This is a genomic window from Pseudomonas sp. TH31 (assembly GCF_016650815.1).
In the GTDB taxonomy this organism is placed as follows: domain Bacteria; phylum Pseudomonadota; class Gammaproteobacteria; order Pseudomonadales; family Pseudomonadaceae; genus Aquipseudomonas.
In genome coordinates this window covers 358,541-373,646 of the sequence record NZ_JAEKEZ010000033.1, presented here as the reverse complement: position 1 = coordinate 373,646, position 15,106 = coordinate 358,541, and the positions used below count along the sequence as shown (strand labels likewise).

At 49.5% G+C, this 15,106-nt stretch carries 22 protein-coding genes; 6 read left to right on the top strand and 16 right to left on the bottom strand.

What is annotated here, in order from left to right:
- Nucleotides 1–27: 27 nt before the first annotated feature.
- The 8 genes from JFV26_RS27375 to JFV26_RS35045 form a co-directional block, all read right to left on the bottom strand.
- Nucleotides 28–804: a phage tail tube protein gene (locus tag JFV26_RS27375; protein WP_201196713.1), complete on the bottom strand. Its 777-nt coding sequence runs from the start codon at nt 802–804 to the stop codon at nt 28–30.
- A 41-nt stretch (nt 805–845) separates the two neighbouring features.
- Nucleotides 846–1,292 carry a hypothetical protein gene (locus JFV26_RS27370; RefSeq protein ID WP_201196711.1) on the bottom strand — a complete coding sequence of 149 codons (447 nt, stop codon included), beginning with the start codon at nt 1,290–1,292 and terminating at the stop codon, nt 846–848.
- On the bottom strand, nt 1,289–1,699 hold the full coding sequence (locus JFV26_RS27365) for a phage virion morphogenesis protein (RefSeq protein ID WP_201196709.1): 411 nt from the start codon (nt 1,697–1,699) through the stop codon (nt 1,289–1,291). Before JFV26_RS27365 ends, JFV26_RS27370 begins: the two co-directional genes overlap by 4 nt.
- Nucleotides 1,700–1,765: 66 nt before the next feature.
- Nucleotides 1,766–2,131, bottom strand: coding sequence for a phage protein Gp36 family protein (locus tag JFV26_RS27360; RefSeq protein ID WP_201196707.1), 366 nt, complete (start codon nt 2,129–2,131; stop codon nt 1,766–1,768).
- Between the two features lie 137 nt (nt 2,132–2,268).
- Entirely contained in the window at nt 2,269–3,219 is a 951-nt protein-coding gene (locus JFV26_RS27355; RefSeq protein ID WP_201196706.1) for a minor capsid protein, read from the bottom strand.
- On the bottom strand, nt 3,219–3,674 hold the full coding sequence (locus JFV26_RS27350) for a lysis protein (RefSeq protein ID WP_201196704.1): 456 nt from the start codon (nt 3,672–3,674) through the stop codon (nt 3,219–3,221). Before JFV26_RS27350 ends, JFV26_RS27355 begins: the two co-directional genes overlap by 1 nt.
- Complete coding sequence (locus tag JFV26_RS27345; RefSeq protein ID WP_201196702.1) at nt 3,671–4,138, bottom strand: lysozyme; 468 nt, start codon at nt 4,136–4,138, stop codon at nt 3,671–3,673. Before JFV26_RS27345 ends, JFV26_RS27350 begins: the two co-directional genes overlap by 4 nt.
- Nucleotides 4,125–4,340: a hypothetical protein gene (locus JFV26_RS35045; protein WP_201196700.1), complete on the bottom strand. Its 216-nt coding sequence runs from the start codon at nt 4,338–4,340 to the stop codon at nt 4,125–4,127. Before JFV26_RS35045 ends, JFV26_RS27345 begins: the two co-directional genes overlap by 14 nt.
- A 68-nt stretch (nt 4,341–4,408) precedes the next feature.
- Between JFV26_RS35045 and JFV26_RS27335 the strand changes: the two genes are divergently transcribed.
- Nucleotides 4,409–4,669: a hypothetical protein gene (locus tag JFV26_RS27335; RefSeq protein WP_201196698.1), complete on the top strand. Its 261-nt coding sequence runs from the start codon at nt 4,409–4,411 to the stop codon at nt 4,667–4,669.
- A 200-nt stretch (nt 4,670–4,869) separates the two neighbouring features.
- Here JFV26_RS27335 and JFV26_RS27330 read toward each other — a convergent pair whose 3' ends face one another.
- The 8 genes from JFV26_RS27330 to JFV26_RS27295 form a co-directional block, all read right to left on the bottom strand.
- Nucleotides 4,870–5,256: a phage tail assembly chaperone gene (locus JFV26_RS27330; RefSeq protein WP_201196696.1), complete on the bottom strand. Its 387-nt coding sequence runs from the start codon at nt 5,254–5,256 to the stop codon at nt 4,870–4,872.
- Nucleotides 5,243–6,583, bottom strand: a complete 1,341-nt coding sequence (locus tag JFV26_RS27325) for a hypothetical protein (protein ID WP_201196695.1) — start codon at nt 6,581–6,583, stop codon at nt 5,243–5,245. The genes JFV26_RS27330 and JFV26_RS27325 overlap by 14 nt, the downstream gene beginning before the upstream one ends.
- A 50-nt stretch (nt 6,584–6,633) precedes the next feature.
- Entirely contained in the window at nt 6,634–8,406 is a 1,773-nt protein-coding gene (locus JFV26_RS27320; protein WP_201196693.1) for a hypothetical protein, read from the bottom strand.
- Nucleotides 8,406–8,717, bottom strand: a complete 312-nt coding sequence (locus tag JFV26_RS27315) for a hypothetical protein (protein WP_201196691.1) — start codon at nt 8,715–8,717, stop codon at nt 8,406–8,408. Before JFV26_RS27315 ends, JFV26_RS27320 begins: the two co-directional genes overlap by 1 nt.
- Nucleotides 8,718–8,812: 95 nt before the next feature.
- Nucleotides 8,813–9,973 (bottom strand): hypothetical protein, encoded by a 1,161-nt coding sequence (locus JFV26_RS27310; RefSeq protein WP_201196689.1) that lies wholly within the window; start codon nt 9,971–9,973, stop codon nt 8,813–8,815.
- 131 nt (nt 9,974–10,104) lie between these two features.
- On the bottom strand, nt 10,105–10,899 hold the full coding sequence (locus JFV26_RS27305) for a hypothetical protein (RefSeq protein ID WP_201196687.1): 795 nt from the start codon (nt 10,897–10,899) through the stop codon (nt 10,105–10,107).
- Nucleotides 10,900–11,001: 102 nt separating this feature from the next.
- Complete coding sequence (locus JFV26_RS27300; protein WP_201196685.1) at nt 11,002–11,334, bottom strand: hypothetical protein; 333 nt, start codon at nt 11,332–11,334, stop codon at nt 11,002–11,004.
- Between the two features lie 18 nt (nt 11,335–11,352).
- Nucleotides 11,353–11,691: a hypothetical protein gene (locus tag JFV26_RS27295; protein ID WP_201196683.1), complete on the bottom strand. Its 339-nt coding sequence runs from the start codon at nt 11,689–11,691 to the stop codon at nt 11,353–11,355.
- Nucleotides 11,692–11,974: 283 nt separating this feature from the next.
- Here JFV26_RS27295 and JFV26_RS27290 point away from each other — a divergent pair, with 283 nt between their 5' ends.
- The 5 genes from JFV26_RS27290 (at nt 11,975) to JFV26_RS27270 (ending at nt 14,912) form a co-directional block, all read left to right on the top strand.
- Nucleotides 11,975–12,514 (top strand): hypothetical protein, encoded by a 540-nt coding sequence (locus JFV26_RS27290; protein ID WP_201196681.1) that lies wholly within the window; start codon nt 11,975–11,977, stop codon nt 12,512–12,514.
- 124 nt (nt 12,515–12,638) lie between these two features.
- Nucleotides 12,639–12,932 (top strand): hypothetical protein, encoded by a 294-nt coding sequence (locus JFV26_RS27285; RefSeq protein WP_201196679.1) that lies wholly within the window; start codon nt 12,639–12,641, stop codon nt 12,930–12,932.
- Nucleotides 12,929–13,408, top strand: a complete 480-nt coding sequence (locus JFV26_RS27280) for a 3'-5' exonuclease (RefSeq protein ID WP_201196677.1) — start codon at nt 12,929–12,931, stop codon at nt 13,406–13,408. Before JFV26_RS27285 ends, JFV26_RS27280 begins: the two co-directional genes overlap by 4 nt.
- 38 nt (nt 13,409–13,446) lie before the next feature.
- A complete protein-coding gene (locus tag JFV26_RS27275) occupies nt 13,447–14,403 on the top strand; it encodes an HNH endonuclease (protein ID WP_201196675.1) in 957 nt (318 codons plus the stop codon).
- Between the two features lie 242 nt (nt 14,404–14,645).
- Nucleotides 14,646–14,912, top strand: coding sequence for a hypothetical protein (locus JFV26_RS27270; protein WP_201196673.1), 267 nt, complete (start codon nt 14,646–14,648; stop codon nt 14,910–14,912).
- The last annotated feature ends 194 nt before the right edge of the window (nt 14,913–15,106 follow it).

The following is a 15,106-nucleotide window of genomic DNA, read 5'->3' as shown; positions in this document are numbered from 1 at the left end:
GCCCCCTAGTTACAATACTATCGCGACTTATTCCGCTACGACGTGCTCTTCCTTAAACATCTTGGATAGTCCACTGCCCGTCACTGCTTTCGATACCTGCAGCGTACCCTTGATCTCCTGGTCAGCGTAGTCACTGGATAGGAGCTGACGCTGAGCTGCCGGTGAAAGGGCTACTTTGTAGTATGTCACCTTCACTGGTGAGTCGTTCTCTGCAATGTTGATCCCGTCGAAGATTACCATTACGTTAACTCCGGAGTTAGTCATACCTTCGATACGCTTTACGGCAGCTTTGTCGTAGATAACATCTACAGTATCGCCATCAACGATGCTAGCTGTTGCATGAAAGTAGATAGACCCGTTCGAGACGACATAGTCCACCCCTGGCAGCAAAATGGTATCTTCACCGCTGACTTTAATGCTGGTTACGGCAGCAATCACCCCATTTACAATAACACTGCGACCTCTATATGCTTTCACTTTCGCAGTGGCCCCAGTTTCAGCAATATCATCAATTACTGCACCATTGAGGGCAAGAGCTGCGATCTCAGGAGCAATCGACTTCAAGTTTAATGTTACTTCAGCAGTATTCTTGATGATTTTAGACTTGGCCACACCTAGCGTGCCATAGACCATATCCTGCATCTCTACTTTATCCGAAGATAGAGCCAATACAACTGATGATAATTGGCCTACGTTGAAAAAGCCATTAACGGGAAGATCGTTGGCGTCCAGCAGGCCAAACAAAATCCCGCCGTTGCCGATGTACCCAACTGTGGTATCCGGTGCGTTAAATCCTAGAGACATGTTATTACCTATTCTTATTATTGTTGGTATTTGGTTTGAGCTCAAACAAGCACGATTCTTTGCGACCAGACAACCGTCCATGCGCTATAGCCAGACTTTCCGTCAGTTACACCGTTGAATGCTTCTTTTATTAATTGTAACACGGGGGTCTTTGTATTTGTTTTGGAGTCGCCACGGAAGTTCTCAATCATTTTGGCAATCTCAACAGCAGTGTCGGCGGCTATAGAAGACATTCCGTGTGATGTAGGATCGACCTTGCCGATAATCCAGGCGCCAAATATTGCATCGAGCTCTAGTTTCACCCTTGTGTTTTTGTCTGGGACGTTTCCGCCACCGCATGACAGCAAGATATACGGTCGTTTGCCATCAAGTTTTAGATCCTTGAGGTCATCTACTTCGAGTTCGCCGGAAAAGAATTTGATCGTGGGGTTTGACGGCAAAGCTTCTATTTGCAGTTTTATTAGTTCTAAATGATCAGAGATATTCATGCCAGCGCCTTTTCGACGTTCTTTATTAGTATTTTAACATACTCATTCTTCCACTTATCTGGCAGGCCACGCTCTTTACTTGGCAGGAACATGCGCTGTTTAACTCTAATGCCGTTTTGATGGGTGTCTGCGTATTCGAGTGGTGATCCGAGCACAATGCTGAGTCCACGGACTTCACCTGTGACGCTGTTACGCAGCATGCCAGTGTCGATTAGTGGTTGGCCTTTGCGATGCTTGAGGTCGGGCCACTTCTCTCCATAGGGATTCACAGAGCGGCGGAAGTTGGCCTTGATCCGGTTTTCCCAGAGTGCCGCGACTTCCTGGAGACCGGCGCGGATATGTGGGTTGTTGGCCCCGAGCTTGCTGACCTTGGCCGCCAACAGCTGGAGCTGCTTGGTGTTGGCCACGAGCTCGATAGATCGGTCGCCTGACGAGGAAGCGGCGAATGCCCTGGCTATGAATGGAATCATGGTTTACGCACGGAACAAGCGGATGTTTGTGAGCTTGGAGCCGGTAGTGGTCTGGCCGCTGGATACGAGGTGGATCTTGCCCGTTGCGATGCCTTCAAAAAAGGCTATGGCGTCTTCGTAGCGTTTGCGTAGGTTTTCGTTGTCGGTGTCAGGCCATGCGTTATATCTGGCAATGTCCAGTACAGACCCACGCACGTCAGCGATTGCCACAGGGTCTGTCAGCGGAACGGTGATGCCATTCGAGCGGATGTAAGTATCTGCGAGCTTCGAGGCGCGGTCGATGGCTCTGATGACCCTGGTTTCAGCATCTTCGGGGAGATCGTCGTCTCCAAACTCGTTTCTGTAATCTTCAAAATTTGCGTATGACATAGGAGCCGTTTCTCTGAACCAATAGTTTTAGTTTTCCGCCATAAAGCGGGTTTCAATCCACCCCCACTACTACCGTTTTTCTTCTTTCTTCTTATAAAGAGAGTGGTACTAGAGGGGGTGGATGTTGGCCGTGATACTCAGCGGCTAAGAAGGACTTCTTTTGACCTAAGCTGGTCGAGCGGAATGACGTGATGCGTGTCGAGGTCAACAAAGCTCTCCAGCGGCTGCCCAGACTTCCATAGCCTGTATCTAGCAGCCCCAAGGATTGACTCCTGCTCTGCCGGGCTCTGACGCCCAAGCCAGTCCTGGTATCCGTCAGTGAATGCCGGCTCGTCATCAGAGATCGCGATCATCACAGTGCGGCAGCCTGGGTGAAAAGGTGGCACTTTCCGGCCCTTGTCGCTCAATCGATAGATCTGGCCATCCAGGGCGCGACATACCGGCGTAGTGCGAGAGTCGAGCACAGCACTGAGCTGATACGAACCAAATCCCACACGCTCAAAAGTCTTCAGTGATGCCTGGGATGTCACATGCGCAGACGCAGTACGAACCATGATCTCGGCATTACGCTTGGCACCTATGAACGGGTTCCCAGGCTCCGCATACAACGCTCCAACGATCTTTGACGTAGGCAAGCCATTGAGCACGCCCGCGCGAATGGTCTGTTTCACTTTGATCTGCGTTGCCAGCTTCTGCTCGTCGAGCCACTCGCCTAGAATTTTGCCGTCAAAGGGATCTTGGCTGACGATGCTCTCGACAAGCTTTTCGCTGACCATGTTGTTGCTGAAATCGAATCCAAGGAGCTTGCTTGTGAATTCGGACTCATAGACAAATAGGTCGCCTAGCTCCGATTTGAGCGTGCTGGACATCAGCGAATATTCGTCATCGATTAGCTTGTCGATGGTCACAAAAGTCTTGCGCAAACGAGCCACCGCGTTCCAATTACGCGCAGTCATGGCCTCATCCAGCTCGGCCTTGACCGACACCTTCAGGGCTTGGAGATGCAGAGCCGCTTGTTTGGCAACACGAGTGAACTGCCCCCTGAGGGCGATCTGATGTTTGATCGTTTTGTCCGCAAGACTGGCCATTACTTCACCACCCGGACAACCTGACGGACGTACTCCTGGAGCCCTGCCAGCTGGCTTTCGGTAGTGATTATTTGCTCTCGGAGACGTAGATAATCTTGTCCAGCAACGGCTGTAAGCTCTGCGTCTGCTGCATCATCCACGCTGGAGGTTCCGGCAACTGGCACTTGCTTTTGGCAGGAGGCGCGGACGAGCAACCGCTTAGTACCAGCAGCAAGGTCAGCACGAAGGCTATCGATTTCATTCTTGGCATTAGTCATTTCCTCAAAAAACCTGCGATCCAGCTCGTCCCTTGCCACCAACGCCAGGCGCGCAGACTCCGCCTCCGCGTTCAGCCGGGCCATTTGTTCGGTAGCTGTATTCAGATCACCTATAAGCCGATCCCGGTCATGCTTTATGTAGATCCCACTCAGAAGCGCCGCCAGGGCGAACACAGCGATCAGTAGGTACTTGGTCATAGCCCCACCTCACACAACGCACGCTCCTCAGCTCTCCTTGAGACGAGTCCTCTTAGCTTCACTCCACCGGCATAAATCCAGCGACTGAGCTCCGCGCACGCACCACGAGCGTCACCGGCATTTAACTTCTTGAGCAACGTTGAACTGCCGAACCTGGTGCCTCCGACGTTGTACACGAAGGAGACAATGGCGGCCCGACGCTCAATCGTCATTGGCACTTTCACCCTGCTCTCGACATCACTGATTGCAATTAGAAGATCAGACGAAAGAAGCTCCTGACATTCGGCAATGGTTTTTACCTGACCGATATACGCTGTCGCTGTATGGCCATAGCAAATAGTTGGAATACCAATTGGATCTCTATAGGCAGAGGTTTCTAGTCCTTCATGTTTTGCAACCAGCACTGAAGCAATACTGATTGTTGCGGCGATGCTAGCGGCGAGAAGACGCTTACTTAGAGCCATTAGCATTCTTCTCTTTTACTAAACTCTCCCTTGTTTCTCGTCTATTTTTTAAGACGGAGAAATATATCTGAAGAACTAGATATGCAAGCGTAAGAATGGTGACCCAATCACTCATGGACATGCCCATGATAATCGCGCCGGTCACAGCAACAGGTGGTGCAGACTTAGTAGCCTCGACGGCCACGTCCTGATAAATTGACATTAGACTTTCTTCTTATTATTATGTGAGTCTATTATTTATTGTATCACTTAAAACAACGGAGTGTTGTCGTGAGCCAAACCCTTTCAATGACCAAGCAAGTCGAATCAAACTTTGATTCAAGCAACCCTTTTCACCTGGCCATTAAAAAGCATGGCGAGCATATTTATTTACAAGTGATCGAGCGAGCTACTGCGGAACATCAGGAGTCAATTACAAACGGACATCCGATAGTTGATATTGCAAACGCAGTAAAGCAGCGAGCGCTTGAGATGTTTTCTAACGACAATTTGATGAAGGGAATGCGAATCGAACAAGATTTGGGACTGTGAGTAAACTTAACCAACCAGAACCCTAGGCCTCCACGGACTTCCTGCCCCTGGTCTTCTTGACAGCCTTATCCTCAATCACAGAAACGGCATCAACAACCAATCCCGGCTCTGCATACCCCTCCGCACGCCAATGTTGCTCTGCCTTGCTGCCGACATCCACAAGCACCCGATCCCCAGAATTCTCAAGCCACACAGAATACTTACTCATTGTTTGTCTCCAAAGCCGGCCAGATCACGCTGAAAGGATCTTGCAGTGTCACATCACGCAAAGCCTGTCTGTACGTAGCAAGGCGCTGTCTGGATACGGTGTCGATGGTTCCGGCAATGTCTTCAGCGTCATGCAGCCTCACGCGCAGCAGATCTGACTCGGCCAGCAGCTCGTCACGCGCCCTTGTGACTTCTTTCAGCTTCTCCTCTCTTGAAATCTCGATCACCAGCTCGCCATCAACAATCCTCAGGGACTTCCGGCTTGAGAACGCCTGGAGCGCTTCCTCAAAATTGTCGACCTCGATGAACTGATTGCCCGGTAGGTCGCCGTACCCGTACACGTAGCCGGCGTCATCGTAGTGCAGCTTATTTTTTGACATAGAACCTGTACCCCTCGCACGCCCCGGTCACGAGAGGCAATTTGAAATAGTTGTTATCGAGCAGTGTGAGCTGGTGGATTTCCACGTTGCCAGCTGAGCCGTCAGCAGATCCGATGGTGCCGGAGTCACCGAAGTACAAGGCCTTATGTGCCACTGGATCTATGAGCATCCCGGCAATCTTTGTGTTGAACGCCGGCAGCTTGGAGAACGTGTTGCCGTAGTCGAAAGAGACGTGGCCAAAATTGTTCGCCGTAGCTCGGAGGCCGTTCACAAATAGGAAGTTGTTGTGGCATGCGATGCTGTGAGTGACAGCGGATGCGTTTACGAAAAACGGTGATGTTACTGATGTGACCCTGTCCGTCTTGGCGTTTAGCTTGTACTGAATCCCTGCAACGCCGAAATACACGAAATCACCAGTGCATTTAATCGTGTCGGGAGCCGGGTAAATTGACTGGATGAGCCTGGCCGATGAGACGGTAGGGACGGCAGTATCTAGAAACATCTCATAGAGGCCAGGTGCAGAGGCGCCAAACGTACCGACGAAGAAAATGCGACCACTATCTGTCTTTAATATTGTGCTGCCCTGATCGAGCCCACCGATAGAAAAAACACCGTTGATTATTCTCTTCGTGTTGGTTTTTGGGCTGTACAGTCGACGCAGGGAGATCCAGCAAAAAAGGTCTTCATCGGCAGACACACTAACAGCACTGAACCCGCCATTTGATGCCTGGGAGGACTCGCCGGTATAAGCAGCAGTTACTGTAGATCCGCTTACTTGAATGCAGTAAATGTTGTAGCTGCCGTTCAGGAAGTAGACCGCATTGTCAGTAACTACCAGCCGCTTGTGGCTTAATGCCGTAGCATTTGAGTACACCAAGTTGAAGCTAGAGTCGTAGGCTGTTATGAATGGAGAAACGCTATTGACGGTAAACAGCAGGCCTTTGAAGTAAACCGCATCCAAAACCTCACCAGTAGTCAGCGATTTCCTGGCCACACTGCTCGACAGGATGCTCTGATACTTCGGAGTCCCACCATTGATGATTCCGGCCAGCTCCGAGGCCAGCGAGCTTTGCTTAATACTCCCATCGCACTCGAAGTAATCTGCATATGAGCCCTCTGGCAACATAACTACGGCGCCAGTTTCAATGCCAGAGACAGGAACTTCCTCACCTGGGTCAGGTGTCGGAATGGCAGCGACTACTGCATCAACAACCTGACGAACAGTAGCTTTCTGAGAATTGCCTGGCCTATGAACGTGAATCACTGAATCTAGGTTTTTGTCCCAAACCGTTACAAGGTCACTGGGACGTTTCTTATTAGTTGTCATCCGAAATCCTGTTTGCTTTTGAATGCAAATCTTATTATGTGAATATTATATCACTCTTCGATCAACTGATATTCGAGTAGATCAAACTCTCTGTAGTTCCTTGTCAACACCAACCTATCATCTTCCATGTCAACCCACATCAGGCTCGCGTCATTTTGAATTACAAAGATTTTTTCAAATGTAACACCGGCATCGTATGTCACTGTCACTGATGACTCTGAGTTTCTGAAAACAGCGAAGTCGCCACGGGAATAGCCTTCCAATAACTTGTGGCCCAAGCTGAATTCAGTAACAGACATCGTGCCCAGAGTGACCCTTGAGACGGATGTGCCACTCTTAATGTAAAGGTATTTATCCCCGGCAGTTAACTCACCAGGAATCTCTACAACAAGTGACTTCGCCCCACCTGCGCTGACTTCGTACACTCCAGAATAGCCAGTCGTGTTTGATTCAGCTGTGATGAATGTGCGCCCTGCCCCATTTGCTGCCCAACCTGAATACCCTGCGAAACTTAAACTTATATCGTTGAAGACCGGGCCAGGTGTTACTGACAACGTTACTGGATCGATCAGATACGAAATGCTGAAGTCTGAGTTGTACATCCAGTCCACAGAGCCAAGACTAACGATATCCGGGACATTATCATTGACAACATCAAAGACCAGTCCAGTATCAGCACCATCGAATCGTACAAGCCTATTTCTGCCGCCATCGGATCTTAGGTAATAGCCTGTATGGTTGGTCTTAAAAACTCCGCAGTATCCATTGTGCAGATAGTTCTTCTCGATGACTCTTGCTGTACCGCTGCTCAGATCTTGAAGGCTATCAAAAATGAATATTTTGAAGTCAAATGTAACCAGGTAGGCACTACCAACTTTAATAACGCTCTTTGCGTATCCGCCGTTATATCCGAGCTTCGAAGTTACGCTGGCAGTAGCGCTCACCCCGACAATCTTTTTCATTTGCTCGATCAGTTCTTCCCAGGCGATATAGTTTCCGGCGTCATCAACCTCAACAAACTCCAAGCCCGCGATGTCTGCGTAGACTGCGTCCGGTGCCGAGATTGAACCCGCCATTGGATCTGGCTTTGCGATCACCGTCACATCACCTACACCAAGATCTGGGCTCTGGGCTCCAGGAGATACGACAGTCCAATCCCCGTTCTCGTCAGCAGTGCCAGTGCCTGTCGATCCGTCCGGGAACGTCACTGTGATCTGATCACCTGGGTTCGCTCCACCACCAACGGTGACAGTGCCATCCGAATTCGGTGTGACATCCTCAACGACTGGCTCACCCGGCTTCGGGTTTGTGATCACTCCGACGTCGCCAGGATCAAGTTCAGGATCGTAAGGAACATCCGGGAATTCAACTTCCCAGTCGCCGTCTTCCCCAGCCTCACCAGACCCCGTCTCACCGCCCGGTAGCGTGACTTCAACATCATCACCTGGATTCGCTCCACCACCTCCAATCACAGTCCCACCACCTTCGCCTGGCTTCACTTCGCCTGGTTCGGGAACGGTAGGTTTATCAGGAGTAGGAACCTGGTCGACGACGAGATCCTCAGGTCTTGGAACAGGCGCAACTACCCCCGGCGACGTCACCGACCAACCACCGCCGTTGCCAACGATTCCAGTGCCCACGGAGCCGTCAGGGAAAGTGATGACGATTGTCTGCCCAGGCGTGCCGCCGCTACCACCGACGACAACAGTCCCGTCAGGATTCGTGGTGACGCTGTCGATCACTGGCAAACCGATCACGACGTACACAACACGGCGCAAGTGGTACACAGTCAACGATAAGAGGTTTCGGCCAAGGATATTCATCAGCGAACCTCGTGAATCCATACGACAGCCGGATCTTCACCAGCCAACAGCTTCACGCTGATTGACCGGCCACGGTTTGCATTCAAATAGACACCGCCCCTGGCATCGATTGGTGCGTCGGTGTCTGTGACCGTGGCGCCTTCAGCTACATGAATCAGGGACGTGCAGAAGATGTAGATAGCTTCACCATCTGGAGCTGTCGACGTGAATGTCTGAGTGCCGGATAAGGCTGACTTGCCGATGGATTTGCCTGGTCGAACGATTGGCAGCACTTCGCCCGTGCGATCTTTTGTAGCGGTTACTTCGCTCATTTTGAGACTCCTGAAAGTTAAAGACCTCCGCTGCCGGTAAGCGAACGGAGGTCTGGTGAACGTGGGGCTTTGCTAGCTGCTAGGCCCCGGAGCTCTTAGTGACCACCCATGCGCAGTGCGCGGGAGTGATCGAGGACTTTCAGACCAAACAGGGTTTCCAGGCGGAACTGGTGTTTCCTGCGTGAAGCGTCGTACCAAATCATCGACTGCAGAGTCAGGCCAGAAACCTCATCCGTGATGTACCCGGAGATGACACCTGGCTGACCAGCTGGGCTTTCCAGTTTACGAGTGACCATCATTGCAAACGTTGGAGTGCAGGCCAGGTCGATGCGGTGATCACCAAGAACAGTTACTGCCGAGTTTGCCGAGATGGTTGCGATGACGGCGGTGGTGACTGGAACAGCATTGGCACCGGCTACAGCGACAACGGTGGAGCCAACAGCGAAGGTCTGCTCAGTGCCGGCAATCACGATGACATCACCTTTGACAAACCGGTCGCCTACAGCTGCGGTGATGTTGAGTACCAGTGTCCCGGCAGATGCGTCAGAAGCCAGTTTCAGGCCGGCATTGGCAGACGCGGAGCCTGCTTTGTGCGTGATGGCCTGATTGTCGCTCATGATGTCGAAGTTGAATTTGTTGCCGAGAACGCCCGAAGCTTCAGCGTCTTTGTAGTTGTAGTTCGCGTACACGTTCAATAGATCAGCATTTGAACGGCTGGTGAGGTACAGCTTACGGTTGTCGTAAACGTTGGCCTGCTCGATAGCCTCTTGGAGGTTGATCAGGTCGCTGCCGTCGCGCTTGTTTGTGGAGGCAAGGTTGCCAGAGAAGCCTGGGATTTCGAGAGCAAGGCTTGAGATCGAACGGTTCACACCACGGCCAATCACATCGATCATTCCGCCCAGGGCGTTCTCAATCGATCCCGACATGCTGCCAGTGAACTCCATGTCGCTGAATTCAACTTGCTTGTAGAAGTGCTTGTCGACTTTTACGTCTACTTTCTTAACGGAGATAGGTGTTGCAGTTGTGCCGTTGACTTCATCAAACTGGTCGACGTCATCGAAAGTTACTGGCATTGGAACACGGACAGTATCACCGACTTCCTTAGACTCATCTTCGTTGTTTACAGTTACCATATTGCGCGCAACAACACGGGCGCGCAGACGCTTCATAGCATCAGGCAGTACAACTTCATTAACATACGCTTCAATGTCGTTGCCAAAAGCCGGCAAAACGACGAGTGCATTACTCTGGGTCATTTGATATACCTATTTATTATTATTTTTATTTGGTACTTTTGAGGATATCTGTCGCTCACTGAGCAAAACAGTCGCCGGCCCTGCCAGCATTTGGAACCGGGGGCTCAGGCGAGCCCCAACGGGTATTTCGTTCAGACGATTACGATTTCGCCCTTATTACGTCTAGCGAGAAGTTCTTTGCCTTCTTTTTCGCTAGCGTTCATATACATCTTCTGCCAGTCGGCCTTGGTAACAGTTTTACCTGACCCACCTGTACCTTGTTTACCACCAGATCCAGGGAGATCTTTGGCCAGGTGAGGTTTCCTTTGCAGCAGGCCGTCAAGCCACTCTTTACCCTGGAGCGGCTTTCCATCACGACCAAGCTTTACATTGCCATACTCATCACGAAAGACCAGATTACCTTGTGCATCGACTTCACCTTCGCGGATAGCAAGATCAGAGATGTCTTCGGCGGCGCTTTTGTGTACAAACTCGTTGGCTAGTACAAGCTGGCCGATAGTCTGCCCTACATGCATGCGTTTGATACGCATATCAGATTCTTGAAGTTTCTTTTCGAGTTCTTGAATGCTGGAGTCTTTCTCGCCGAGAACCTGTTTGTAGGAATCTACAGCAGCATTCACTCGCTTATCGGAGAAAGCAGTGATGTCGAGTTTTCCAGCTTTGTAAGCTTCAAGATCTTCTTTGTCTTGAATTTGAGATTCGAAAGCCTTTCTCTTATCCCTGTCAGACTTGAGTTCACCAAGAATTTCAGTGTTCTTGTTCTTGAGGCCAGTCATCTCTTGCGCGTGGCGATCACGCTCAGCTTTCAAGAGTGCTTGGATTGCAGGATTGGAAAGATCTACTTCAGGTTGAGCCCCTGGCTCTTTTGTCTCTTCGTTTTCATCGCCATAGGCTTTGAATACAACAAGACCGTTGTGCATCAACATTGATTAAATCCCCCAAGGATTCTTATTATTGTTTTATGTTGTACAGCCATAATATCATAAAAAATGGCATGGGGGATTTAGTGCAAAATAACTCTTGACTAATTAAACAGCTTTCAGCACCTGATAACGAGTGTCTTCTTCTAGCCGCCCAACCGCATCTATAAAGTCTTTCAAGATATCGAACTTTCCAGCCTTGGCCTCTCTCAGGATCTCCGGGATCATTCCCTGGTCAAGCATAGTAAGGAAAAGTTCTTCTGAGCCACTGCCTCCATACACAGACGACTCCCAAAGCTCGTACAGGTGGCGTGCGTCCGGCTTAACTATTCCGTTGGCCATCAGGAACAGCGTAGCTTTGAGGCCTTCAGCATTGTTACCTCGCCTGAATGCCTCGTGTGCTTGCATGTACATGTCGAACTGCTCTACGAATCTGCTCATTCTATATTCCCCTTTTTATTATTCTTCAATGATTTGGGCTAGGACTTCCCAGACCAGGTACTTCAGACTGCTTGGCTCAGTGAAACTCTGTACGTCAAACACGTACCTGACGCCTTCAAACACAAGATCCTTTGCTCGAATCAACTCGCCGATTAGCAGATTCTCAATAGTCCTGACAGACTGAGCACAACCCGCCTCAGCATAATCAGCAATCAATTCAAACTGCGCTTTGTTGTCAAACCTCAGCAAGTCGAGTGCCGGGTAATGTCTGTGCTTCGAATCAAACCCACCAACAAGTCGGATTGCGCAGATTTCTTCGGTTTCAGGCGTAAGTGATTTAATCGTAATTGTCTGCATTTTTGACCCATGGGGCTTTGGCCCTTCTTCTTATATTTGTATTGTATTGGATGAGCTCGACCCACAGCAATATATAAATGCAAGCTGTTGCTTTTTAGTAAAGTATCGTTACGGCATACCGTTAGTTGGTGTAACGCTATTTTTGCATTGTAACGGTGGCAATGTTACCTGGCAGATTTTATGTTACCGATCAACCATTACAATGATTTATCTATGCGACGATATTGAATAGCCACTATTGTTGTGGTATAAAAAACCTCTCGAAATCAAAGGAATGTTTTACGTGAAAAAGATTTTACTTGTTGCTTCGTTCCTCGCGTTGACCGCTTGTGGTGATTCCAAGATTACCGAAATCGATGGCAGCTCTACGTCCATGGCTGATCAGTCGCTCAAGGCCATGATGCAGGGAATGAAAAACTCTGATCGTTACAACATGGAAGTCGACATAAAAATGCTGCACGCCCGGTACAAAGGTGAAGAGTTCGCCAAGGCGCTGGGTGGCAAAGACAAGGACGAGTTCCAGAAGGAAGTTGCAGACACCCGGCTTTACTTCATCGGCAAAGGCCGTGAGCGTGAGATCGCTGATAGCCAGAAAGAGATTGATGCATTCGAAACTCAGATCAAAGAATTTACTGATCTGAAAAAGGAGAATCGCCCGGACTTCGTGGCTGAAGATGACGTCTTTGTCCAAGGCTGGACGAAGAAAGCTGATTTGATCAGAGCTCGCCAGGCTGCTGTGGCGGCCCTGAGTGATGATGCTTTCTGGAAAGAATACGGCTGCGGTTGCTCTGAGTCGTCGATTGTTCGCCCTCAGTACAACTAGCCAACATAAAATCCACTGGCTAACTCAGCAGTGGCTTTCCCTGCTCCGTGCGCCAAGGTCTCGCAACGCGGTTTGACTCCAAACTGCCACCACGGCAGGATGATATCCACACAAGGAGCCGCCCATGCTGATCAAGAAAGACGAGGTTTTCACGCTCATGCACGGCATTCGTGACGAGAGCAACAAGCCAATGGTCGCCCTGCAGGATTTTGACCTGGTCGAAGTTTCAAATCAGATCACTGCAGACATGGATGAGCACGACACCGCCTGCGAGGCGTGGATGCTCATCGAACACTTCGAGGATATGGGACTCGCCAAGCCGCTGGTTCAGACGTTGATTCGCATTTTTGCTGATGATGGCCAAATCAGTGCAGAGCCTGCCGAAGAATATCCTCGGGACACACCACGGCCCCAATGAAGATCGAGCGCCCAACTCATTTCATAGACTTCGAAGCATCCGGGATTGCCCCCGATAGCTACCCAATCGAAGTAGCTGTTGTCTTTCCTGGTGGTGAGTACCAGGCCCTGATCAAGCCAGCCTCGTACTGGGATCACTGGAGCTACGATGCCCAGGACATGCATCAGATCACCCGTGAGCAGCTGGTGAACGAAGGCTCCCCGGCTATTCAGGTGGCTGAGAGGATGAATGAGCTGTTTGACGGCAAAATCTTGTGCTCCGACAACCCTGCAGACTGCTACTGGCTGGATGTCCTGTACGAGGCCGCTGGTATTGAGGCGACATTTGAAGTCAAACCCATCGAGTCATTTGTAGGCCGTGAAGCGGCGTCGGAGATATTGCGGAGAGTTCCTGTGCGCAAGGGGCATCGGGCACTGTTAGATGCGCACGCGCTCCAGTTGGCCGTACAGAACTGCTCAAATGAATTGCCTTCATAGCTACATGGACAAATACTTCTATTTGGTGAGGATGACTAATGTCTGAAGAATTTTTTTTAGAAAATGACGAGCGATTTAAGGACGTAGAGTCTATTTATGACGTGCTTTTTGTTAAGGCTCTCGACTCTACAGAGCAATTAGTTATTGATGTTAGTCGTGAAAGGCCGACAAGGAATTGCAGATACTGCGGCAAGGGCCCTGGTGAAACAACATTTAAGTCTGTATCCCATGCCATTCCTATGTCACTTGGAAATCGAACTTTAATAGATCGCCTAGAGTGTGATGCATGCAACAATCACTTTTCTATTTATTTGGAAGATGGATTTTCCAAGTACACACTTCCACATAGAATTTTTAACACCATCAAGGGAAGGAAAAATCCTAAGCATAAGGATGACGAATTTGAAATTAGTGTTTCAGGGCGCGGAAATATTTCGGTAAACGTGCTGGCAGGTGGTGAGGCTAGATTTGAGACAGTAAGTGTGGATGGTGGTCATCAGTTAAAATGCAACCTCCCCAGGCAATCCTACCGACCTATAACCATATACAAGATGTTTGTGAAAATGGCACTTGCCTTGATGCCAGACGTTGAGTTTCGCCAGCTGGACGAATTGAGAGAGTGGATTCTGAATAAGGATCACACGAAGATGTTCTCAGGTGTTCCAGTTGCGCAGTGGGAGTTTCAGGGTTTTTTTGATCCTAGCAAGCTAAGATGTGGCTTGTTCAAAGTCAAAAACGAGTTTGAAAGTCAATACTTTAAGTATGTCCTAGTTATCAACTTTGGAAATTTGCAATATAACGTTGTTATTCCTGACCCTTTATCAGAGAGAGAAGCCCGTAAAACCATGCTTGACTTTCCAGCGATGATTGGCAGGAATAGCGTAGAGGCATGCGGAGCCCCCAGTTATAGTCATATTCATTTCGACTCTAATGAAATTGTTAGAGGAGAGTCTGTAGATATGTACATGTTTTTTGAAACAATACAAAAAAGTTAACCCGCGCAGGTGTCTAAGCCGCAAACCACTCAGCAGCTTCCCTAGGCTTTTACTTCGGCCAAGGTTTGTTGGCAAGGCAGCTGCAGATATTATTTTAAGAGTATGCCGCTGATATACGCATCTGTGTTTTCAATACCCGCAGCATGGTTTGAGCAAACATGACGATTTTTCCCAAAAAATAGATATAGACATTGCCCGGCCTCATTTAGCACAATACTTCCATGGTCACTTCTGGAGGTTATATGGACGCAGTTGCAAGATACAATGAAACATTCAAATCCCTTCATATCAGCACTTCGGATGGCTCTGCTATATTCAAAGCCTTAGAGCAATTCAGTGCTGAAGACCGAAAGGTAATTGCAAGCCGGCTTCATGAGGTTTTCAAGTTTAACTTCGAGTGCTATTCAGTGCAGGGGATGATTAGGGGCAATCTCAAGGCGCTGAGCCCGGACGCTGATTTGTCATGGATTCCAGATTGGAGGAAGGACAATGAAGCTCTTCTCGCGTAGACCTAAGACCGTCTGGGAGATCCAGGAAGAGCAGTTCATCTTAGCCATCAACTCCCTAAAGACGCTTAGAGTCACAGACCGTGGTGGCATGAGTATCGATCCCTCCGAACTTAGGGAGCAGGTTATTCAGGAAAGGGAAAGATTGAAGTACCTGGTGCGCAGGGGCTGAGCATCAGTGGTTTGACAACAAAGGC